This window comes from Pseudomonas sp. NPDC088890 (genome assembly GCF_044900155.1).
GTDB classification, from domain to species: Bacteria; Pseudomonadota; Gammaproteobacteria; order Pseudomonadales; family Pseudomonadaceae; genus Aquipseudomonas; species Aquipseudomonas urmiensis.
Genome location: NZ_JBJDNG010000003.1, coordinates 271,344 through 294,074, shown reverse-complemented (window position 1 = coordinate 294,074; position 22,731 = coordinate 271,344). Strand labels below are relative to the sequence as shown.

The following is a 22,731-nucleotide window of genomic DNA, read 5'->3' as shown; positions in this document are numbered from 1 at the left end:
GCGATGAGGCCAGCCCTGCCAATCCGCCTACACGTTATCCACCTTCAACGAGTGATCATTGAGCATGCCGTGGATGATGGTCGCGGTGTCATGCCCCGAGGCGATCAACCCACCCGCCCCCGCCGAGACGCCATAGTGCTGGGCCAGATCGACCCCGGCCAGGTCAATGGTCTGGGTAGGCGTAGCCCCCGCCACACTGCTGACCTCGATGGTCGAGACCACGTTGCTGCCGGTACCACTGACCTTGAAGTGCAGGTAATCATCCAGCGATGCCGCCGTGGCGTTCTCGCCTTGCAGCAACTGCGACAGGTCGAGGTGATCGCTGCCTGGGGTAAAGTCGGTGACCCGATCATGGCCGCTGTCGCCCTTCTGCCAGACGAACGTGTCGTTGCCGCTGCCGCCAGTGAGGGTGTCGTCGCCCGGGCCACCAATCAGGATGTCATTGCCCGCCCCACCCTTGAGCACATCATTGCCCAGCCCAGCGCTGAGCAGGTTGTCCGCACCATTGCCGATCAGCGTATCGTGGTAGTCCGAACCGATCAGGTTTTCGATACTGACCAAGCTATCCAGGCCGCCCCCTCCGGTGCTCTGCTGACCCGCAACGGTCAGATCGACAGTCACCGCACTTGGCGCCGAGGCATAACTGGCCGTGTCGTTACCCGCCCCCCCATTGAGCAGGTCATTGCCTGCCCCGCCAATCAACAGGTCGTCGCCATCACCGCCGTATAGGCTGTCGTTGCCCGCCCCCCCTACTAGCACATCGTGTCCATCACCACCGTTAAGGGTGTCGTCGCCGGCGCCCGCCAACAGCACATCATCGCCTGCGGTGCCGTTGACGACACTGCCCGCCTGGTAGGTGATATCCAGCGCAGCCGCGGTCGTGCCCCCGTGGTTGTCGCTGGCCGTGTAGCTGCCGTGATAGACCTCATTCTGGGCATTGGCGTAGTCGATCACCATGCTCAGTTTGTACAGCTCGGCCGCCTTGCTATTGCCATAGGCGTTCTCGGTATTGACCACGTGGATGCTGTACAGCCCATCGTGGTCGGCGGTGAAGCTACTGCCATTGGCGACGGCCTGATAACTGCCGCCGGCTTCTTTCCACTCCAGCAGCAGGTTGCCTTGCGGCCGATCGTGATCGAGCTTGAGCGTCTCGCCTTTGCGCAGGCTAACGCTGATCACATCCTCATCGTTGGCGTTGCCGTTACTGATCGAGCCGAGGTAGCCAGCAATCACCAGCGCAGCGGTCATCGAAGCCGAGTTGGCGACGAAGGCGCTGCGCTCGAGCGTCTTGAGCTGATTGGCAGACTTGTTGTCGCTTCCGTCGAACTTGATCGGCTGGCCGCTACCACTGGCAGCGAAACCTGCCCCCTTGTCGGCGAAGCCTGTGTTGAAGGTGATCGGCGCGGCGCTCAAGCGGTCATGATCAGGGTCGCTGTCATTGGCCAGCAGGGCCTCGGCTGGAACGCTGAGGCTAGCACCGGCGATATTGGTGATGATGTGATCATCGCCCGCCACGGGGGCATGGTTGCTATTGATCTTGACCACCAGGTTGGCGCTGCTGGTATCGCCATCGTTGTCGCTGACGGTGAAGCCGAACTTCTCGACCTGGCTGCTACCGCTGTCCTTGGGCGGCTTGTAGGTGAACTCGCCAGTGTCCATGTCGACCATTAGCACGCCACCCAGGGCGGTCTTGATACCGAGGGTATGGGTGGCAGGATCGAACGCCGCCTTGTCCACGCCGCCCACGGCGCTATAACCGCCCTGCCCGGCATTGGCTTTCGGGTCGAAGGTGTAGGTCACGCCATCGACCAACAGCGCCTTGATGAAGCCCCCATCGGCACCGAAATGACCGCCACTGAGCAAGCTGCCGGTGATCGGCGAGCCCTGCACTGTACCCGTAAGCACTGCACCGAGCTGACTGAGGTCGGTAACCACCACCGAGTTGGTGTCGGTGTGGCTGGTGCCATCGTAGGCCAGTGGGTTGAGGTTGGTTTCATTGACTCCCGTGCCCATGCCAATGGCGTAGGACTTGATGCCATTGCTATCGAGGAAGTTTTCCCAGCTGGTTTCCCGTACCGGGGTCATCGCATGCCCTGTGGTGGGCTCGCCATCGGAGAAGAAGTAGCTGATGTTCTGCGCACCCAGCAACTTGCCCTCTTTGCCGAACGCCGTCTGCGCGCTGCTGGCGGCGGAGTCGTAATAGGTCGAGCCGTCCGCCTTGAGACCGGCGACGATGGCCTTGGCCTGGTCGATCGAGACCCAGACATCGGACTTGACCGAAGCACCGGTAGCGAAGGTGACGATCTGCACCTTGATATCGCCCATGTCATCGTACTTGTCGAGCAAGGCGTTGATCGCTTCCTTGGCCAGATCCAGACGGCTCAGGCCTGGTACACCGGATCTTAAGGTCATGCTGCCGGATACATCGATCACCAGCAGGATGTTGGAGTCCACCTGGCCTGGTGTGATCGAGCGTTCGGCGCAGACGGCCTTGGGCACGTCATCGACGATGTTGATGGCAATGGTGCTGGTGATGCTGTTGCCCAAAGCGTCGGTGGCTTTGTAGGTGAAGGTTTCGCTGATCCGGTTGGCGCCGTCGTCGGCCCCTCCCGGTGTCTTCGGTGCCGAGGTCAGGGTATAGGTGTAGGAGCCATCGGCCTTGAGCAACAATTGCCCGAATTGGCCGGCAGCGTCGCCGACCAGGCTGTAGGTCAGCGGGCCGACACCGCCGCCGACCGAACCGACCAATGTGCCCGATGCCGTCTCGGCGGTGGAGCCTGGATTACTGCCGGTGACGTTGCCGGCCGCCAGGTCGTTGCCGTCCTTGTTCAGGTCCAGGGCTTTCTCGTACACCGTGACGTCGTTGTCGGCACACGCGACCAGTTTGCTGTCATGCACCTTGATGCTGATGGTGGTGGTGCTCTGGTCTCCATCGGCATCACGAATGGTGTAGACGAAGGTGTCGGTGGCCCCCGCAGGTGCCACGCTATTGGGGTTGGCGTGATAGACCGCATTGCCCTTGGCATCCAGGGTCAGGTAGCCATAGTCGCCCTGCACCTGGGTGGCCAGCTGGCCGACCGCCGAGGTCGAAGTGTCGGAGCCGGCACGCACGCCGACCACGTACTTGCCATCCGCCGCAACGTCCGCCCCAATCACATCGTTGTCCAGCACGTTGCCAGTGACCGTACCGCCCTCGATCACGGTTGCCGTGTCGCAATGGGCCTTGGGCACATCGTCGACGATGCTGATGACGATGGTGCTGGTGGTGCTGTTGCCGGCCGCGTCTTTCACCTGATAGGTGAAGGTCTCGGTGGTGACATTCGCCCCGTCGTTGGCCGGTACCGGCGACTTGGGCGCCGACGTCAGGGTGTAGGTGTAGGAACCATCGGCGTTGAGCTTGATCTGGCCATACTGGCCTTCGGCATTACCGACCAGGCTATAGGTCAAGGCACCCACGCCCCCGGTGACGGCGCCGAGCAATGTGCCAGAGGCTGTTTCGCCGGTCGACCCTGGCTGGCTGCCGACGACTGTGCCGGGCGCCAGGTCTTGGCCGCCCTGCTTGAGATCGAGGGCTTTTTCGTAGACCTTCACGTCAGTGTCTTCACAGGCAACCAGCTGGCTGTCGTGGACCTTGATGGTGAGGGTGGTGGTGCTTTCATCACCGTCGGCATCACGGATGGTGTAGACGAAGGTGTCGGTGGCACCGGCCGGCGCCACGCTGTTGGGGTTGGCGTGATAGACCGCATTGCCCTTGGCATCCAGGGTCAGGTAGCCATAGTCGCCCTGCACCTGGGTCGCCAGTTGGCCGACTGCCGAGGTCGAGGTATCGGAGCCGGCGCGTACGCCGACCACGTATTTGCCATCGCTCGGTACATCGGCGCCGATCTTGTCGTTGACCAGCACATTGCCTTCGACCACGCCACCCTCGTAGACACTGACGAAATCGCTGTAGGCCTTGGGCACGTCATCGACGATGCTGACGACAATGGTGCTGGTGGTGGTGTTGCCCAGCGAGTCTTTCACCTGGTAGGTAAAGGATTCGCTCAGGGTATTGGGGCCATCGTTGACATGATTGGGCGAGTTGGGCGCCGATGTCAGGGTATAGGTGTACGAGCCATCGCCATTGAGCTTGATCTGGCCATACTGGCCGACCGCGCTGCCCACCAAGGTATAGGTCAGGGCGCCAACGCCTCCAGTGACCAGGCCCGCCACCGTGCCAGAGGCGGTTTCCGCCGTGGAGGTGGGGTTGCTGCCTTGGACGTTGCCCGCCGCCAGGTCATTACCATCCTTGCTCAGGTCCAGCGCATTTTCGTACACCGTGACCCCACCCTCACCGCCCACCACCCACGAACAGTCGTGCACCTTGATGGTGACAGTGGTGGTGCTTACGTCACCGTCCGCATCGCGAATGGTGTAGACGAAGGTGTCGGTCGCACCGGCTGGCGCCACGCTGTTGGGGTTGGCGTGGTAGACCGCATTGCCCTTGGCATCCAAAGTCAGGTAGCCATAGTCGCCCTGCACCTTGGTTTCCAGCTGGCCAATCGCCGAGGTCGAGGTATCGGAACCGGCGCGCACGCCCACCACATACTTGCCCTCGCCTGGCACGTCGGCACCGATCTTGTCGTTGATCAGCACATTGCCTTCGACCGTACCGCCTTCGTAGACACTGGCAAAATCACTTTGGGCCTTAGGGATGTCATCGACGATGTTCACATCCAGGCTGCCCGTTGCGGTGCTGCCGTCGCTGTCCTTGGCGATCACCGTGAAGCTTTCCTGCAGGCTGTTGGTGCCATCGCCAGGGGCATGGGTCTCGTTGTCGAGCAGGGTGTAGCTGTAGCTCACCACCCCGGTGCTGGGGTTGTAGCCGGTAATGGTCAGGGTGTTGCCAAGGGGGGTGGTGAGCGACTGTGGGAAGCTCACCGGCACACCGCCGCTGACCAAGGTGATGCCGCCAACGCTCAACGTCTGCAGACCGTCCGGCGCGCTCACGGTGAAGCTGCCGCTTTGGGTCAGCGCACCCTGGTTCGGCGCGCTACCGTCGGCCAGGTTCTTCTCGAACACGGTCAGTTCGCCGCCATTGACCTGCAGCCCACCCAAGGTCACCGGGTCGTTGAAGTTGCTCACGTTCAGGGTCAGGGTGGCGCTGCTGGTATCGCCATCGGCGTCTTTGATGGTGTAGGTGAAAGTCTCCACCCCACTGGCGCCACCTTTGAGGCCTTTGAAGTCCGGATCGTTAGTGTTGAGCGTGTAGGTATAGCTGCCGTCTGCCGCCAGCACCAGGGTGCCGTAGGTGCCGGTGAAGGTGCCGCCGATGATCGGACCACCCGCCACCCGATCAGCGCCTTGCTGGTCATTGACCAGCACATTACCAGTCAGCTCGGTGTGCTGCTCGGTCGCGGTAACGGCGTTGGTGTCGTGCTCGGCCTTGGGCACGTCATCGACGATGTTCACGTCCAGCTTGCCGGTGGCGCTGCTGCCGTCGCTGTCCTGGGCGGTGACCGTGAAGCGCTCATGCAGGCTGTTGTTGCCCTGGCCGTTGGCGTGGGCCTCGTTGTCGAGCAAGGTGTAGCTGTAGCTGACGACCCCAGTGCTGGGGTTGTAGCCAGTGATGGTCAGGGTGTTGCCCAGCGCCGTGGTGACTGACTGCGGGAAGCCCACTGCGACCCCACCGCTGACCACCGTGATGCCGCCGACACTCAGGTTCTGCAGGCCATCGGGCGCGGTCACGGTGAAGCTGCCGCTCTGGGTCAAGGCGCTCTGATTCGGCGCGCTGCCATCGCCGAGGTTTTTCTCGAAGACGGTCAGTTCAGCGCCCTGCACATCCAGCCCAGCCAAGGTCACTGGATCGTTGAGGTTGCTGACGTTCAACGTCAGCGTGGCGCTGCTGGTGTCGCCGTCTGCATCCTTGATGGTGTAGGTGAAGGTTTCCTGGCCATTGCCACCGCCCTTTAGACCTTTGAAGTCCGGGTCGTTGGTGTTGAGCGTGTAGGTGTAGCTGCCATCTGCTGCCAGCACCAGGGTGCCGTAGGTGCCGGTGAAGGTGCCAGCGATTACCGGACCACCGGCGACACGGTCGGCGCCCTGCTGGTCGTTGGTCAGGACATTGCCGGTCAGCTCAACATGCTGCTCGGTGGCCGTCACCGCATTGCCGTCGTTGACAGCCTTGGGTACATCGTCACGAATCACCACATCCAGGCTGCCGCTGGCGACGTCACCATCGGTGTCGCTGACCAGCACCGGGAAGTGCTCACCGAGACTGTTGTTGCCAGCGCCGTTGGCGTGTTGCTCGGCACCGCTGAGGGTGTAGCTGTAGCTCACGACGCCGGTTGCCGGGTTGTAGCCGGTGATAGTCAGGGTATTGCCCAGAGGCGTAGTTATCGACTGACCGACACCCGTGACCGCCCCTGCCGTGACCACGTTGATCCCGCCGACGCTGAGATTGAACACACCGTCAGGCGCCACCACGGTAAAGGTGCCCTGCTGAGTCAGCGCTGCCGGATCGCTGTGCGAGCCCTGGGGCAAGTTGGCTTCATCCAGGATCAGTTCACCGGGGCTGAGGTCCAGCCCTCCCAGGCTGACCGGATGATCTGGCTGGTCGACTGGCGGTGTGGGCGGCAGCGGGCGAGCGATCGAGGTATCGATGTCCAGGTCCCCCAGCTCACGGCTGGCCAACTCCGGAATGCCATTGAAGCCTGCGGTGGGGAAGCCGATCTGGGGGTCGACCTGCCCAGCCACTTCACTGAGCATGACGAAACTGTGCCCGCCCCCCAACGCGCCCGGAGCGCCGCCGGGGTTCTGACCCGCCGCTGGCGCCTCGCCTTCTTCGGTTGGGTCGGCACCCGCTGCGATGGCTTGTTGCAAGCGCTCGACATCAGTCAGCTGTGCCTGGCTCGGTGCTGCATCCTGGCTATGCACTTGAGGCGCGTGGTTGGCCAGCAAATCTGCGCTCATCGTAAGGCTGCTGCCACGGCCCAGGGTCAGCTCTGCACCGTTGTGCAAACGCACGGCGACGGCACCGGCACTGCCGGTCTCCAGCTGCTCACCGGCGAACAAGCGATCGCCCTCCACCAGCAGGCGACGGCTGCCATCACCGTCGACCGCGAATACCTGACCGACCACCTTGCTGACCACACCGATTAATTTAGCCATGCGCGCACGCCTCCCCTGCTGATCGGATTTCGCAGCCAACTGGCGTACCGCAGATCAGGAGAAGCGATGGATGCCGAGCACCCCGTTCGCGTCTGTCTCAACCATGAGATTGGAGCTCTCAGGTGACACGCGAGGCGATAGCAATGATGAACCTTTGCCATCATTGCGCGACAATTTTTTGTCGCCAAATACCGCCTTGATCCCCTTTTCCATTTCGCTTAGCTGCAAAAATTCTGGAACCTTTCACGATGGCCCAAATCTGCTGTTTTCAGCGCGTATTCCGGACCATCTGATAAGAACAATGTCCCGTAATCCTTAGACCGCATAAGTTTTTTTTCGCATATCCATTATGAAAAAATCTTCTTAGCTCGCCCGCTAAATGTTCTTAGCTCTGTTGTAACAAACCTGAGACGGTTTGCTCACTATATTTCGTCATTTTATTGACGAACGCAGGACACATTTAGAGACCAGGGAGATGTACCCCATGCGCGTTCTTACCCCCATCACCAGTGCAATCCTGTTGGCTGCGGCGTGCGCCAACGTTCAGGCGATGTCGCTTAACGAAGCTGTTCAGAACGCCGTGGACCATCACCCGGAAATCAGCTCTTATCGCAACAGTCGCCTGTCTGCCGATGAAGATGTGAAATTTGCCCGTGGGGGGTTTTACCCAAGCGTTGACCTGGTCGCCGGCTACGGCCGCCAGCGCTCCGACAACCTCAACACCCGCGGGCTCAATCCTGACGGTACGCGTAACCACAACAAGGAGACGCTGAACTACACCCAGTCGGAGCTGCGCCTGCGCCAGATGATCTTCGACGGCTTCAACACCGCCAACGAAGTTGGACGCACTGAGGCGGTGGCCAATTCGCGCGCCTACTACACCCAGGCAGTCGCCCAGGACATCGCCTTGCGCACCATCGAGGTGTACCTGGAAGTGCTCAAGCGTCGCGAGCTGGTGACGCTGGCCAAGAACAACCTGCAAGCCCACCTGCGCGTCAACGACCAGATCGGTCTGCGCAGCGAGCGTGGCGTCGGCAGCACCGCTGACCTCGATCAGTCCCGCGCCCGTCGTGCCCTGGCAGAAAACAACCTGGATACCGCCGAAGTCGATCTGGCCGACGCCGAGGCCAACTTCTACAGCGTGGTCGGCCGCGTTCCCGACGAGCTGGAAACGCCCTCCACGATCAAGGTGGAAATGCCTGCCAACCTGGAGGACGCACGCCGCGGCATGCAAGAGAACAACCCCTACCTGCGTTCTGCCCAGGCCGACGTGAATGCTGCCGAGCAACAGTACGAAGTGGCCAAGTCCCCCTTCTATCCACGCCTGGACGCAGTGCTGGCCACCGGCGCCAACAACAACCTGGGCGGTGAGCGCGGCCACAGCAACAATGACTGGCAGGCTGGCGTCGAGCTGAGCTACAACCTGTTCCGTGGCGGCAGCGACAAGGCTCGCCTGCAGTCCGACGCGCACAAGATCAACCAGGCCCTGGACATCCGCAACAATGCCCTGCGCGAGCTGAACGAAAACCTCAGCCTGTCGTGGAACGCCATGAACAATGCGCGCAAGCAAACCCCTACCGCCCGCGAATACGCCGAGACCACCCAGCGCGTGCGGGCGGCCTACCAGGACCAATTCGGCCTGGGCCAACGCACCCTGCTCGATGTGCTGGACAGCGAGAACGAGCTGTACAACGCCAACCGGCGCTACACCGAAGTGCGCTACACCGAGGAGTATTCGATGTACCGGGTGCTGGCGACCATGGGTGAACTGCTGAGCAAGCAGCGCATCTCGCTGCCCCCCGAAGCCATTGCCAAGAGCGAAGTACGCAGTGAGGCCAGGTTGCCCGAGATGCGTTAGGCGTACAGGGAGCTACGTTCGGACGGAGCCGTACCCCCTCCAAATGCGGCAGGAGTAGGCCATCGTGACCAGTATGCAAACACCCCAGCCGCGTCTGGACGTTGATGATCCGCTGCTCGATGGCCTGCTGATCCTGTGCAAACTGCATGGCTGCCCGGCCAGCCGCGCCAGCCTGTGCAGCGGCCTGCCCCTGGCCGAGCAGCGCCTGGGCCAGGAGCTGCTACCACGGGCCGCCGCCCGCGCCGGCTTGCAGGCGCGCGTGCTGACGCGCGAACTGTCGGCGATCTCGGCGCTGAACTTGCCCGTCCTGCTGTTGCTCAACGATGGCCGCAGCGCTGTGCTGCAGCGCTGGGGCGAGGATGGCCGAGCGCTGATCCTGCCCTGTGAAGCTGAAGGCGGCGAGCAATGGGTCGAGCGCCAGGTGCTGGAGCAGGTCTACTGCGGCCAGGCCCTGTTTGCCCGGCCGCGGCATACCTTGGAAAACCTACGCACGCCGCTGATGCCACGAGTCGATGCCTGGTTCCGCGACACCTTGCGCCATTCACGCTGGTTGTACAGTGATGCGTTGCTAGCCAGCCTGCTGATCAACCTGCTGGGCCTGATGGTACCGCTGTTCGTCATGCAGACGTACGATCGGGTGGTACCCAACCAGGCTATCTCGACCCTCTGGGTGCTGGTCGCCGGCTTGTTCATCGGCACTGCATTTGAAATGGTCCTGCGCATGGTCCGCGCCCACCTGCTCGACCAGGCCGGCAAGAAGACCGACCTAATCCTCTCCGCCACTCTGTTCGAACGCATCACCGGCATGTCGATGAAAGCCCGCCCAGCGACCATCGGCGGCTTTGCCCAGAGCATTCACGACTTCCAGGGCCTGCGTGAATTCCTCACGGCGGTGACCCTGACCAGCATCATCGACCTGCCGTTCGTGGCGCTGATGCTAGTGGTGATCGGCCTGCTCGGTGGCTGGCTGGTAGTGATTCCGTTGGTGGCGTTTCCGCTGGCAGTGGGCTTTGCCCTGTTCATCCAGATCCGCCTGCGCGACACGGTGGAGAAAAGCCTGAGCCTGGGCGCGGTACGCCAGGCCCTGCTGATCGAGACCCTCGGCGGCCTGGAAACCCTCAAGGCCTGCGGCGCCGAGAGCGAGCGCCAGTACCACTGGGAGCACACCAACGGCGCCATCGCCCGGCTCGATGCACACGCGCGCAACCTGTCTTCGCTGGCCAGTAACGGCACCCTGTTCATCCAGCAGTTCTGCGGCATGGCGACCATCGTTGCGGGGGTCTACAGCATCATTGCCGGCAATCTCAGCGTCGGCGCCCTGGTCGCCAGCTATATGCTCGGCAGCCGGGTGTTGGCGCCGCTGGGGCAGATCGCCGGGCTGATCACTCGCTATCAGCAAGCCCAGCTGACCATGCGCAGCACCGACGCGCTGATGGCCCTGCCGCAGGAACGCCAGCTGGACCAGCAGGCGTTGGAACACACCACGCTCCAGGGCGGCATCGCCGTCAGCCATGTGACCTTCCGCTACCCCGGGCAAACCGCCGCCGCCCTCAACGACGTCAACCTGACCGTGCAACCGGGCGAGCGCATCGGCATCATCGGCCGCAGCGGCTCGGGCAAGAGCACCCTGGGGCGATTGTTGATGGGCTTTCATCACCCGGACGAAGGCCAGGTATTACTGGACAACCTCGACCTGCGTCAGCTGGACATCGCCGACCTGCGCAGCCAGATTGGCTATGTCGCCCACGACCTGCCGCTGCTGGCTGGCAGCCTGCGCGATAACCTGACCCTCGGCGCGCGGCATGTCAGCGACGCGCGCATGCTGGAAGTCGCCGAGCTGACGGGCGTCAGCGAACTGGCCCGGCAACATCCGCAAGGGTTCGACCGGCCAGTGGGTGAGCGCGGCCAACTGCTCTCTGGCGGCCAACGCCAGGCGGTACTGCTGGCCAGGGCTCTGCTGCTGGAGCCGCCGATCCTGATCCTCGACGAGCCGACCAGCCACATGGACAACAGCGGCGAAGAGCAACTGCGCCAGCGCCTGCTGCAATGGGTGCCGGGCAAAACCGTGCTGCTGGTCACCCACCGCACCTCGATGCTCAGCCTGGTGGACCGGCTACTGGTGTTGGACAACGGCAAGATCGTCGCCGACGGACCGAAGGATGCGGTCATCGACGCCCTGCGCAAAGGTCGCATCGGCGCGGCCCTGTAGACGTCTTCGAGGAGTAGGTCCATGTCCATCATGCGCAGCTATTTGCAGGGCACCGGCAAGAGCGCCGAGCGCGACTACATGCCGGAGCTTGCCGGCGCCACCTTGCAGGACGCGCCGCGCCTGTCACGCCTGACCGTATGGCTGGCCGCCGCGCTGCTATTGGTGGCGCTGACCTGGGCCAGCTTCGCCGTGCTCGATGAGGTCACAGTCGGCGAAGGCAAGGCCATTCCCTCGAGCAAGGTGCAGGTGATCCAGAACCTGGAAGGCGGCATCGTCACCGAGATCTTCGTCCGCGAGGGCCAGATGGTCGATAAAGGCGCGACGCTGCTGCGCCTGGACGACACCCGTTTTCGCTCCAACAAGGGTGAAAGCGAGGCCGATCGCTATGCATTGACGGCGCAGGTCGAGCGCTTGTCGGCGGAGGCTGAAGGCCGCCCGTTCGGGCTGTCGGACGAAGTGCGCGCCAAAGCGCCACAAGTCGCCGAGGATGAAACCGCCTTGTATCAATCGCGCCAGCGGCGCCTGGCCAGCGAGAAGCAGACGCTCAATGAGCAACTGCGGCAGAAGACCCAGGAGCTTGCCGAGTTCCGCTCCAAGGTCGACCAGTACCGCTCTGCCCTGGGCTTGCTCCAGCAGGAGCTGAACATGTCCTCGCCGCTGGTGGGCACTGGGGCGATTTCCCCGGTGGAAATCCTGCGCCTTAAACAGCGCACAGTCGAAGCCCGCGGCCAGCTCAATGCCACCAGCTTGGCCATCCCACGTGCCGAGGCAGCGGTGGCGGAGATCAAGAGCAAGATCCAGGAGGCGGATGCGACCTTCCGCTCCGAGGCGGCCAAGGAGCTCAATGATAAACGCACGGAGCTGTCGAAGATTGCTGCGACCAGCATCGCCATCGATGACCGGGTCAACCGCACAACGGTGGTGTCGCCGGTACGCGGGATCGTCAAGCTCCTGAAGGTCAATACCATAGGTGGCGTGGTGCAGCCGGGCAGCGATCTGGTGGAGGTCGTGCCGATCGAGGATAACCTGCTGATCGAAGCCAAGGTGCGCCCGCAGGATGTCGCGTTCCTGCATCCGGGGCAGACGGCGATGGTCAAATTCAGTGCCTATGACTACACCATCTATGGCGGGCTGAAGGCCAAGCTTGAGCTGATTGGCGCGGACACGGTTACCGATGACAAGGGCAATGCGTTTTATCTGATCCAGGTGCGTACGGACAAGAATCATCTGGGCGGGGACAACAAGCCGTTGCTGATCATCCCCGGGATGGTGGCGACGGTGGACATCATCACTGGGCAGAAGAGTGTGTTGGATTATCTGTTGAAGCCGGTGCTCAAGGCGCGGACTGAGGCTATGAGGGAGCGTTGAAGGGTTCTGAAGTCGCGAAGTGGGTGTGAGTGGCGGCGCCTGGGTTGGCTTTATCGGCCGATAGTGGTGTGTTGGATAGTCGGACGCCATCGCGGGGCAAGCCCGCTCCCACGGAGTCAGCGCCAGCCGCAAGAGCGGTGCGGTGTCTTTGGCAGGTGTGGTGGATATTCCGGCCTCTTCGCGGGCAAGCCCGCTTCTACAGGCTCACCGCCAGCAGGAAGAACGACGCGGTACCTGTGGGAGCGGGCTTGCCCGCGAAGAGGCCGGAACAAACAATACAAAAGGACAATTCAAACCTTGGCCTTGGCTTCGGCGAGAGCGCAGCGATTAGCCTGCTCTTGATCTTGATCTTGATGCGCGCAGGGTCAGGCGACGTAGATTCGCGACTTCAGGAGGCTGAGCTGAGGTGCCTAAAGGGCCAGGTGCGCAGCACCCTTCGGCGAAGCCGAAGGCGCGAGATGCGCAAAACTCAGAAATCAAGAAATCCAGAACCTCACCGCCCTCCATGATTACGCTCGAACGTCTCCCGCCCCATAGCCCTGATCTGCCCCTCGATCAACGCCTCAAACGGCCGCAACACCTGATCAAAACACAGTGGCGCCTCCAACACATTCAGCCCCTGCACCACCGCCTCCAACGTAGACAGAGCCCCTGCCTCGGGCGCCTTGCGCAAACGATACCGCGAAGGCAAAACCTGCCCCAGCGTCACCCGCGGCAATTCCCCTAACAACGGATTGAGGTACAAAAGCTTACGCGCCTTACGCCACGTCCCATCCGGCACAATCAGCATAAAGGGCAATTCACATCCCTCCTGCGCATACCCCACCAAGGCCTGTGCCTGCTCCCCCGGAAACAACAGCACCGGCCGATACCCGGGCGTCGCCAATAACTGATCAAGATCGGCAAACACTTCGCCCACCCGCAACTCGGCATTGACTAACCCCAGGGTTGCCAAACGGGCGGTATTGAGGGCATGCAAACGCTCACTCGGGTGCTGCAACACCACCACGCGAGTACGGCTCTGAAGATGGGGAATCAACGGGCAAAGACAATGATCTTGCGCACGCAGGCAGCGTTCGCAGCGGGGTCTGGACATCGGGTTCTCCTGGCTCAGGCAATTTTGCCACAGCCACCCGAAAAAAAGCCCACATCCCTGTGGGAGAGACGATCACGCGCTATCGGTTGAAACGTTCAGCCAGGCTGTGCAGATATTCGGCCATGCGCTCAAGGTCCTGGCTGATTTCAGCCCCCTGCTTGGCCTGCCCCGCACTCTGGTCGCACAAGTGCGCGATGCGGGTTATCTGCTGATTGATGTCCTCGGCCACATGGCTTTGCTGCTCCGAAGCTGTCGCCATCTGCTGGCTCATGCCGGTGATACGGCTGACCGCCTGGGCAATGCCCGACAATGCCTCACGCACCGCCTCGACACTGTGCACGCTGTCGCGCGAGATCTGCTCGCCGCGATTGGCAGTGGACACCGCGCGCTCAGCCCCCGCGCGCAGGCTGGCAATGATGTGGTGGATCTCATCGGTGGAGGCCCGGGTGCGCTGCGCCAACGAGCGCACCTCATCGGCGACCACGGCAAACCCGCGACCCTGCTCGCCCGCCCGCGCCGCCTCGATCGCGGCATTGAGCGCCAGCAGGTTGGTCTGCTCGGCAATCGAGGTGATCACATCGACCACGCTGCCAATCGACTGGGTCTGCTCGGCCAAGGCATTCACGGCCTGGCCGATGTCGTTGACCGCCTCGCTCATGCTGCCCATCGCCTGCAAGCTCTGCTGCGCCAGGTCGCTGCCTTGCTGAGCCAGCTGATCGGCGTCGCTGGCCGCATGGGCGGTGCTTTGCACGTTGTGAGTGACTTGCTGGATGGTCGCGGCCATTTGCGCAATGGCGGTGGCCGACTGATCGGTCTCGCTGCGCTGGCGATCGAGCATCTGCGCCTGGGCATCCGACAGGTCCGCCGACTGCGCAGCGCGCGACTTGACCCCGACGCCGGCATCGACCAGGCGAGTCAGCGCTGTCTGCAAACGCGCTTCTTCGCTGATGATGGCCAGGTCCAACTGGCCATGCAAACCGGGATTATCACTGTAGGTCAAGGCCACGAGAGGGCTGGTGAAGGCCTTGGAATGCTCATCGAGGGTGCGCTGGATGGCCCGATTGTGCCGATGCTCGATCAAATACCAAGCGCACAATTGGCTGGCCATCAGCACCGCCAGCGCGGCATAGGGCTGCAGCCACAGGTAGCCGGCCGCCGACACCAGCCCCGCGCCGATCAGCGGCCAGCCCTGGCCCAACCCATGGCCTAATCGCGCCGCCCAGGAAACTGCACTGCGACCGTTACGCAGGCGTGCATAAAGCGCCTCGGCACGGTGGATCTGCTCACGACTAGGCACCGAGCGCACCGATTCGTAGCCGCTGATCCGGCCGTTTTCATAGATCGCCGTGACATAGGCGCTAACCCAATAGAAGTCGCCGTTCTTGGAGCGGTTCTTGACCACTCCCATCCACGGTTTGCCCTGTTTGATGGTTTCCCACATATGACCGAAAACTGACGGCGGCATGTCCGGGTGACGCACCAGGTTGTGGGTCTGCCCGACCAATTCGTCGTAGGTGAAACCGCTGATCGCCACGAATGCGTCATTGCAATAGGTAATGCGGCTGTTGAGGTCGGTGGTGGAAATCAGCCGCTGCTCGCTGGAGAAGGTTCTTTCATGCTCGGTGACGGGCAAATTCATGCGCATCGGGGCAGTCCTTGCTTGTGTAGATGATGGGAATTTTCATCAAAGCAAGTAGAGGTTTAGCAGAGCGCCAGCATGGAAGCGGTCAACTTTTTGTAGGAAATTATCCCTGTCAGACGGAATGTCCTAAATGCGGTATTGTCTAGCCAACATTGAGCTGGCTTTTGAGCAGGTCACGGAAGGTCTGGATCAATGGCTCACGGCTGCGCCCCCGGCGGATGATCAGCGAGAAGGGTGCCTGATAACCGAAGGTAGCCGGCGATAGTACCCGGAGATCCCCTTTATCGACCCAGGCCTGGGCGTAATGCTCAGGTAAATAGCCGATGTAGGCGCCGGAGAGAATCAGGATCAGCTGCGCTTCCATGCTTTCAACGGTTGCCGCGCTGTGCTTGAAGCCATGCCGGGCCAGCTCGGCCTGGCTCCAGTAACCCCGGCCGACCATGCGCTGTTGGGTCACCACCGGTTCGGGAATGCGCCGTTCAACGAACAATGGGTGCCGGCTACTGCAATACAGCCAGTGCTGTTCGCGATACAACGGCTGATAGACCAGGCCACTCATGCGCGAAGAGAAGGCACCGATGGCCAGGTCCAGACGGTTGTCCTGCACGCCCAGTTGCAGTTCGTAGGGGCTGGAGACCGACAAGTGCAGATGCACCGCCGGATGCTCCTGGCTATAGGCGCCAATGGCCTCGGCCAGGGGCAAGGCGCGATCGCCGACAGTTGAGTCGATCACCCCCAGGTTGAGGGTCCCGCGCAGCTCGCCTTTGAGCGCTGCCGCGTATTGCTCGAAACCGTCCATTTCCGCGAGCAGACGCAAGGTCTCCTGATGAAACAGCTCACCCTTGCTGGTCAGGCTGAAGCCTCCGCGCCCGCGGTGGCAAAGGACGATGCCCAAGGAACTCTCGAGCTGGCTCATGTAGGTGCTGATCGCCGAGGTCGACAGGTTCAGCTCGCGCTGGGCATTGGCGAACCCCTGGTGGCGTACCACGCTGACGAAGATGCGTAGCAGTTTCAGATCGGGCAGGGTCGAGGCCATGGTGCAGCGGTTCCGCAGGCTGGAAATGGCCAAAGTCTAACCCGAGCCAGGGTTATTAGTTCAGAAATTCCTGAACTAAGTATTTGCCGGTAGCGATTCTTTCCGCGCACTACCTTGCGCAGACTTGGCCGAAATGTCCCTGCCCGCCGGCACGCTCGCGCCAGCCAGGCGCGCCGCGGAACAGGTTCGAACAAACATAACAATCGACCGACTGATGAGGCCCACCGTGGACAAGACTCTTCACCAACCACTGGGCGGCAACGAAATGCCGCGTTTCGGCGGCATCGCCACCATGCTTCGCCTGCCCCACCTGCAAAGCGCCGAAGGCCTGGATGCCGCGTTCGTCGGCGTGCCCCTGGATATCGGCACCTCGCTGCGCTCGGGCACCCGCTTCGGCCCCCGGCAGATCCGCGCCGAGTCGGTCATGATCCGCCCCTACAACATGGCCACCGGTGCCGCGCCCTTCGACTCGCTGTCGATCGCCGATATTGGCGATGTGGCGATCAATACCTTCAACCTGCTCGACGCCGTGCGCATCATCGAAGAAGCCTACGACAACATTGTCGAGCATAATGTCATCCCGCTGACCCTCGGTGGCGACCACACCATCACCCTGCCGATCCTGCGCGCCCTGCATAAAAAGCACGGCAAGATCGGCCTGGTGCACATCGATGCCCACGCTGACGTCAACGATCACATGTTCGGCGAGAAGATCGCCCACGGCACCACCTTCCGCCGCGCAGTGGAAGAAGGCCTGCTCGATTGCGATCGCGTGGTGCAGATCGGCCTGCGCGCCCAGGGCTATACCGCCGACGACTTCAACTGGAGCCGTCGCCAGGGTTTCCGTGTGGTTCAGGCCGAAGAGTGCTGGCACAAGTCGCTGGAGCCATTGATGGCTGAAGTGCGCGAGAAAGTAGGTGGTGGCCCGGTGTACCTGTCGTTCGACATCGACGGCATCGACCCGGCCTGGGCCCCTGGCACTGGCACCCCGGAAATCGGTGGCCTGACCACCATCCAGGCGATGGAGATCATCCGTGGCTGCCATGGCCTGGACCTGATTGGCTGCGACCTGGTCGAGGTTTCGCCGCCATATGACACCACCGGCAACACCTCGTTGCTCGGCGCCAACCTGCTGTTCGAGATGCTCTGCGTACTGCCAGGTGTCGTACGTCGCTGACGTGTCAGCGACTGGAGCAAGATGAGCGGTTTACCCGGGAGCGGGCTTGCCCCGCGATCGCTATCGCGAAACAAGCCCGCTTGCGCGTGACCCAGGCAGGAGCCATGAAGAGGGGCCGGTGAGGCCCGCCAATACAAGACAAGACCGCCGGGCGCCGTGCACCTGCCCGGACGGTCGATCTCGCCATAATAAAGATAATCGGGAGACCCCCAATGGCCTTGGACATCATCGTAGTACTGATCTATGCCGCCGGCATGCTCGCGCTTGGCTGGTACGGCATGCGGCGGGCAAAAACCCACGAAGACTACCTGGTAGCCGGACGCAATCTCGGCCCGACCCTGTACATGGGCACCATGGCCACCACGGTGCTGGGTGGTGCTTCGACCGTCGGCACCGTGCGCCTGGGCTATGTCCATGGTATCTCCGGTTTCTGGCTGTGCGCGGCACTGGGCCTGGGAATCATCGCGCTGAACCTATTCCTCGCCAAACCCTTGCTGCGCCTGCGTATCTTCACCGTCACCCAGGTGCTTGAGCGGCGCTACAACCCCATGGCGCGCCAAGCCAGTGCGGTCATCATGCTGGCCTACGCGCTGATGATCGGCGTCACCTCGACCCTGGCCATGGGCACGGTATTGCAGGTCCTGCTCGACCTGCCGTTCTGGCTGTCGCTGCTGCTCGGTGGCGGCGTGGTGGTGGTGTACTCGACCATTGGCGGCATGTGGTCGCTGACCCTCACCGATATCGTCCAGTTCGTGATCAAGACCGTCGGCCTGATGTTCATCCTGCTGCCGGTGTGCCTGTACAAGGTCGGTGGCTGGGATCAACTGGTGGCACAGCTGCCGGCGGCCAGCTTCAGCTGGACCACCATCGGCTGGGACACCATCATCACCTACTTCCTGATCTACTTCTTCGGCATCCTCATCGGCCAGGACATCTGGCAGCGGGTGTTCACCGCCCGTGACGAAAAGGTCTGCCAGCGCGCCGGTACCACCGCCGGTATCTACTGCGTGCTGTACGGTTTGGCCTGCGCCCTGATCGGCATGGCCGCCCACGTGCTGATGCCGGACCTGGCCAACCCGAACAACGCCTTCGCGGCGATGATCAAGACCACCCTGCCCGATGGCATCCGTGGCCTGCTGATGGCGGCCGCCCTGGCGGCGATGATGTCGACGGCCAGCGCCGGCTTGCTGGCGGCCTCCACCACCATCACCGAAGACCTGCTGCCCAAGTTGCGTGGCGGCAAGCAGTCGAGCCTGGGGGTCAGCCGCCTGTTCACCTTGCTCACCGGCCTGGTAGTGCTGGGCATCGCCTTGGCAGTGAACGATGTGATCAGCGCGCTGACCCTGGCTTACAACCTGCTGGTCGGCGGTATGCTGGTGCCGCTGATCGGGGCGATCTTCTGGAAGCGTGCGACCACCGCAGGGGCGATCGCCAGCATGTCGCTGGGCTTTGCCACCGCGCTGCTGTTCATGTTCAAGGATGGTTTGGATGCCAATACGCCGATCTACTACAGCCTGGCGATTGGTCTGCTGAGCTTTGTGCTGGTCAGCCTGCTGTCGCGTCGCCCGATGGCCGCGGTGAACCTAGCCTGATCATTATTGGGCTGCCCGGCAGCCCAATCGGCTGAAACGAAAAGGCCGCTGCATCTGATCGATGCCGCGGCCTTTGTCATGTCAACGGCGACGAGGTTGGCGCTTGCGCTGCTCTTCGTCGGTGGGAATCGGCACCGGCTGCAGCGGTGGCGGAATCAGGCCCAAGGCGACAGCCAGGTCGTGGAGCCAGTTGAACAGTGGTTTTTTCATAGAGCCCCCTTCACGGGTCAGCCTCACGGCAAAATCGATTCTGCGATGTTTCATACAGATCATAGTCCGATGTCCTGCATTACGCATTCGCCTAATCGTATAGATAGGGACGATTTTGACCCGGATCAAGCGGTCGCGGGGCGTTCCGACGGTCGGTCAACTGTTTCGCCTTGTTGCAGATCGATCCACGCCTGCAAATTTGCCCCACACATACCCTGGCGCCACATCAACCAGGTTACGGCCTGATCGAAGGGTGCTTGCAGCCGGTGGACGCGAATCTGCTCACGTCCTGGCAGGCTGTCGAGCATCGATTGCGCCATCAACGCCACCCCTGCCCCGGCAATGACACAGGCCAGCATGCTCTGGTAGGACTCGATTTCCATGACCCGGCCCATCGGCGTGTGGGCGTGGGCGTACCAGGCTTCCAGGCGCATCCGGTAGGAGCAGCCCTGGCGGAAGGTGAACACCGCCCGTCCCGCCACATCCCGGGCGCTGTGCACCGGGGGGTGCTCTGGGCTGGTGATCAGTACCAAGACTTCTTCGCACAGTGGCACGCCATCAAGCCCTGCCAGGTTGGGCGGCCCATCGACCAAGGCGGCATCCAAGCGGTGGCTCATCAGCCCTTCCAGCAGATCGCCGCTAGGGGCGGCCTGTACCTGCAGGTTTACCGCTGGGTAAGTCTGGTGATAGCGGGCCAGCAACGGCGGCAGATGCGTCGCCGCCGTGCTGTACATCGTGCCCAGGACGAAGTCCCCTGCGGGTTGACCGCCCTGCACTGCCGCCACCGCTTGGTCGTGCAGGGTCGACAAACGGTTGGCGTAGTCGAGCAGCACCTTTCCGGCTGGCGACAACTGCAAGCGCTGGCGCTCACGCAAGAACAGCTCGACACCCAACTGCTCCTCCAGCTGTCGCAGCCGCGTCGACAGGTTCGACGGCACGCGGTGCAAGCGCTCGGCGGCACGAGTAAGCGAACCTTCTTCGGCCACAGCCTGGAAGATGCGCAGTTGACTGAACTCCATGACATTCTCCATAACAGAACAACTTCATCATCATTATTCAATTTTATTGAAAGTCAATCGGCCTTACCCTGCCACTCATCGACTCACACCTGGCAGGAGCATCCTCATGTCGCCGCTCGTACAACTACTGGCCAGTGCCGTGGCCCTGATGATGGCCATGGGCATCGGCCGCTTCGCCCTGACCCCACAACTGCCCAGCCTGATCGCTGAAGGGCAATTCGACCTGACTGCCGCTGGCCTTGTCGCCGCCGCCAACTACCTGGGCTATTTCCTCGGCGCGGTGGACGCCATGTTCGCTCGCCAGCCTGGCCAAGTACGCCTACGGCTGCATGCTGGCCTGTGGCTGTGCGTGGTGTTGACCCTCGCCTCGTGGATAGCCAATGGTTTCTGGAGCCATCTGCTGCTGCGCTTTGGCACTGGCGTTGCCAGCGCCTGGGTGCTGGTGATGATTACCAGCCTCACGCAACAGCTGGCAGCCGCTCATGGCACACCGCGACTGGGCGCCCTGGTGTTCGCGGGGCCTGGTGTGGGCATTGCGCTGACCGGGCTGCTGGCGCTGGGGGCACACCTGCTGGGGATGGACTCGGCAGGCTTGTGGCTGGTCTATGCAGTGGCCGCGCTGGTCATGTTGCTTACAGTGCGGCCGTGGTTGCCAAGGGCGCTGGCGCCTGCACCAGCAGCGGTCGCACGTTCGGTGCCGAGCCCTGGCATCGCCCGCCTGGGGCTGGTGTATGGGCTTTATGGGGTGGGGTATATCTTGCCGGCCACATTTCTCTCGCAGATGGCCAACCAGCGTTTTCACGGGCATTGGCTGGCCGACCTGTTCTGGCCAGCGTTTGGCCTGGCTGCCGCGTTGGGCGTGGTACTGGTGAGTGTGCGCCGACCTGGGCGGACTACCGGCTGGCTGGCCGCAACCCTTTGGCTGCAAGGCCTAGGCGTGCTGGCCTGCCTGCTGGGTGATGGGTTTGGCCTGGCCCTGGGGGTGGTGCTGTGTGGAGGGCCGTTCCTGGCCTGCATGCAATTGGTCATGCAGCGCTCGCGGGAGCTGGCCCCGCATGCCACGCAGCGCAATGCCGGACTATTGACCGCGTGCTTCGCGCTGGGCCAATTGAGTGGGCCGCTGCTGGCAGCGCTGAGCAATCACTACAGTGGTAGCCTGCAACCTGCGCTGGTGTTGGCCGCCAGCGGACTTGGACTGGCCGGCGCCCTGGTAGTGACCAGCCGCAGCGCACCGCGGGTTTGTCAGACGAGCACTAGCACGGCCTGAACGTGCCTGGGCGTTTTTGCCGGCCTCGTCGCGGGGCAAGCCCGCTCCCACGCAACCCGGTGTTGGCCAACGTGGGAGCGGGCTTGCCCCGCGATCAGCAGCTCAGATGACTACTTAGCCAACCACCTTGCGCAACTGCTTACGCACCCAGGGCTCAGCACTGACCAGGATCACCCCGCACAACACCATCACCGCCCCGAGGACAAAGTTCACACTCAGCGGCTCCCCCAACAGCAGCACGCCAAAGGTCACCCCAAACAACGGCGTGATGAAGGAGAACACCGCCAGGTTCGAAGCCAGATACTTGCGTAGCAACCAGAACCAGGTCAGGTAGCTGACGAACGAGACCACAATCCCCTGGAACAACACGCTGCCCATCGCCAGTGGGGTCAACGTGACCCTACCGATCTGCCCGCTCACCAGCGCAATCAGCAACAGCCCGACAAAGCCCACCATCAGCTGATAAAACAGGGTCAAGGTCGCCGGCGCTTCCGACAGCCGCGAGCCGCGCACCACCACCGTAGTCGCGCCCCAGGCCAAACCCGCCAGCACCCCAAAGGCATCGCCTAGAAGCGTGCGACCATCGATTTGATCGAGCTGCAAGCCGCCAGCGAAGGCTGTAGCGATCCCGGCAAACGACAGCAAGATACCCAACCACTGCAAAAGCCGCAGCCGCTCGCTGGGCAGCATGAAATGCAGGCCGAGTGCGGTGAACACCGGGGCGGTGTAGAGAAACACCGACATGTGCGCAGCCGAGGTCAACTTCAGCCCCTCGGCAATGAATAGAAATTCCAGGCCAAACAGTGCGCCAGCCAGCAACCCCGCCCGCCAGGTACTGCCCACCTGGCCCCAGCCACCACGCCAGCAGATCAAGATACCGACCAACAGCGCAGCGATACCGGAACGGAAAGCCGCCTGCATCACCGGGGCGATATCAACGGCGGCCCATTTGATCATCACCTGCTGGCTGCCCCAGATCAGGCACAGACCAAGCATCAGTTGCAGGGCGAAAGCGTCGGGGTTCTTGCGGGCCGCACTCATGGGCGGGCCCCTTGTACATTCGATGGCATGGGCAAGGCTCGGCAGAGAAAATGGATCCAGTGCCGAT

The 22,731-nt window shown here is 62.4% G+C and carries 13 protein-coding genes; 6 read left to right on the top strand and 7 right to left on the bottom strand.

Going from position 1 to position 22,731, the window contains the following annotated elements:
* Nucleotides 1–27: 27 nt before the first annotated feature.
* Entirely contained in the window at nt 28–7,149 is a 7,122-nt protein-coding gene (locus ACI2JX_RS09110; RefSeq protein WP_404689934.1) for a retention module-containing protein, read from the bottom strand.
* A gap of 484 nt (nt 7,150–7,633) precedes the next feature.
* On the opposite strand from ACI2JX_RS09110, the gene ACI2JX_RS09105 reads away from it, so the two are divergent.
* From ACI2JX_RS09105 to ACI2JX_RS09095, 3 genes are all read left to right on the top strand, one after another.
* The gene (locus ACI2JX_RS09105; protein WP_264237096.1) at nt 7,634–9,007 is read left to right on the top strand and encodes a TolC family outer membrane protein; all 1,374 of its coding nucleotides are present in this window, start codon (nt 7,634–7,636) and stop codon (nt 9,005–9,007) included.
* Nucleotides 9,008–9,080: 73 nt separating this feature from the next.
* On the top strand, nt 9,081–11,216 hold the full coding sequence (locus ACI2JX_RS09100) for a type I secretion system permease/ATPase (RefSeq protein ID WP_404690012.1): 2,136 nt from the start codon (nt 9,081–9,083) through the stop codon (nt 11,214–11,216).
* A 21-nt stretch (nt 11,217–11,237) separates the two neighbouring features.
* A complete protein-coding gene (locus tag ACI2JX_RS09095; protein WP_404689933.1) occupies nt 11,238–12,584 on the top strand; it encodes an HlyD family type I secretion periplasmic adaptor subunit in 1,347 nt (448 codons plus the stop codon).
* A gap of 493 nt (nt 12,585–13,077) precedes the next feature.
* Here the strand turns inward: ACI2JX_RS09095 and ACI2JX_RS09090 are convergent, their stop codons facing one another.
* The 3 genes from ACI2JX_RS09090 to ACI2JX_RS09080 all read right to left on the bottom strand — a co-directional run bounded on the left by ACI2JX_RS09090 (nt 13,078) and on the right by ACI2JX_RS09080 (nt 16,358).
* Nucleotides 13,078–13,680 (bottom strand): tRNA-uridine aminocarboxypropyltransferase, encoded by a 603-nt coding sequence (locus ACI2JX_RS09090; RefSeq protein WP_404689932.1) that lies wholly within the window; start codon nt 13,678–13,680, stop codon nt 13,078–13,080.
* Between the two features lie 79 nt (nt 13,681–13,759).
* Nucleotides 13,760–15,325: a methyl-accepting chemotaxis protein gene (locus ACI2JX_RS09085; protein ID WP_404689931.1), complete on the bottom strand. Its 1,566-nt coding sequence runs from the start codon at nt 15,323–15,325 to the stop codon at nt 13,760–13,762.
* Nucleotides 15,326–15,464: 139 nt separating this feature from the next.
* Nucleotides 15,465–16,358 carry a LysR family transcriptional regulator gene (locus ACI2JX_RS09080; protein WP_186557496.1) on the bottom strand — a complete coding sequence of 298 codons (894 nt, stop codon included), beginning with the start codon at nt 16,356–16,358 and terminating at the stop codon, nt 15,465–15,467.
* Between the two features lie 226 nt (nt 16,359–16,584).
* On the opposite strand from ACI2JX_RS09080, the gene speB reads away from it, so the two are divergent.
* Nucleotides 16,585–17,535: an agmatinase gene (speB, locus tag ACI2JX_RS09075; RefSeq protein ID WP_186557495.1), complete on the top strand. Its 951-nt coding sequence runs from the start codon at nt 16,585–16,587 to the stop codon at nt 17,533–17,535.
* 212 nt (nt 17,536–17,747) lie between these two features.
* Complete coding sequence (locus ACI2JX_RS09070; RefSeq protein WP_264237090.1) at nt 17,748–19,127, top strand: sodium:solute symporter; 1,380 nt, start codon at nt 17,748–17,750, stop codon at nt 19,125–19,127.
* Nucleotides 19,128–19,208: 81 nt separating this feature from the next.
* Here ACI2JX_RS09070 and ACI2JX_RS09065 read toward each other — a convergent pair whose 3' ends face one another.
* Nucleotides 19,209–19,337, bottom strand: a complete 129-nt coding sequence (locus tag ACI2JX_RS09065) for a PA1414 family protein (protein ID WP_256214945.1) — start codon at nt 19,335–19,337, stop codon at nt 19,209–19,211.
* 125 nt (nt 19,338–19,462) lie between these two features.
* The gene (locus ACI2JX_RS09060; protein ID WP_264237089.1) at nt 19,463–20,356 is read right to left on the bottom strand and encodes a putrescine utilization regulator PtrR; all 894 of its coding nucleotides are present in this window, start codon (nt 20,354–20,356) and stop codon (nt 19,463–19,465) included.
* Between the two features lie 106 nt (nt 20,357–20,462).
* Between ACI2JX_RS09060 and ACI2JX_RS09055 the strand changes: the two genes are divergently transcribed.
* Entirely contained in the window at nt 20,463–21,623 is a 1,161-nt protein-coding gene (locus ACI2JX_RS09055) for an MFS transporter (protein ID WP_404689930.1), read from the top strand.
* 114 nt (nt 21,624–21,737) lie between these two features.
* On the opposite strand, the gene ACI2JX_RS09050 is transcribed toward ACI2JX_RS09055, so the two are convergent.
* Nucleotides 21,738–22,664, bottom strand: a complete 927-nt coding sequence (locus tag ACI2JX_RS09050) for a DMT family transporter (protein ID WP_368972419.1) — start codon at nt 22,662–22,664, stop codon at nt 21,738–21,740.
* Nucleotides 22,665–22,731: the final 67 nt, after the last annotated feature.

Bases quoted from the DNA above. Each gene is read 5' to 3' on its own strand.
- ACI2JX_RS09065 (WP_256214945.1), bottom strand. From the start codon at position 19,337: ATGAAAAAACCACTGTTCAACTGGCTCCACGACCTGGCTGTCGCCTTG.
- ACI2JX_RS09050 (WP_368972419.1), bottom strand. From the start codon at position 22,664: ATGAGTGCGGCCCGCAAGAACCCCGACGCTTTCGCCCTGCAACTGATG.
- ACI2JX_RS09085 (WP_404689931.1), bottom strand. From the start codon at position 15,325: ATGCGCATGAATTTGCCCGTCACCGAGCATGAAAGAACCTTCTCCAGC.
- ACI2JX_RS09100 (WP_404690012.1), top strand. From the start codon at position 9,081: ATGCAAACACCCCAGCCGCGTCTGGACGTTGATGATCCGCTGCTCGAT.
- ACI2JX_RS09095 (WP_404689933.1), top strand. From the start codon at position 11,238: ATGTCCATCATGCGCAGCTATTTGCAGGGCACCGGCAAGAGCGCCGAG.
- ACI2JX_RS09080 (WP_186557496.1), bottom strand. From the start codon at position 16,358: ATGGCCTCGACCCTGCCCGATCTGAAACTGCTACGCATCTTCGTCAGC.
- ACI2JX_RS09110 (WP_404689934.1), bottom strand. From the start codon at position 7,149: ATGGCTAAATTAATCGGTGTGGTCAGCAAGGTGGTCGGTCAGGTATTC.
- ACI2JX_RS09055 (WP_404689930.1), top strand. From the start codon at position 20,463: ATGTCGCCGCTCGTACAACTACTGGCCAGTGCCGTGGCCCTGATGATG.
- ACI2JX_RS09060 (WP_264237089.1), bottom strand. From the start codon at position 20,356: ATGGAGTTCAGTCAACTGCGCATCTTCCAGGCTGTGGCCGAAGAAGGT.
- ACI2JX_RS09105 (WP_264237096.1), top strand. From the start codon at position 7,634: ATGCGCGTTCTTACCCCCATCACCAGTGCAATCCTGTTGGCTGCGGCG.
- ACI2JX_RS09070 (WP_264237090.1), top strand. From the start codon at position 17,748: ATGGCCTTGGACATCATCGTAGTACTGATCTATGCCGCCGGCATGCTC.
- ACI2JX_RS09090 (WP_404689932.1), bottom strand. From the start codon at position 13,680: ATGTCCAGACCCCGCTGCGAACGCTGCCTGCGTGCGCAAGATCATTGT.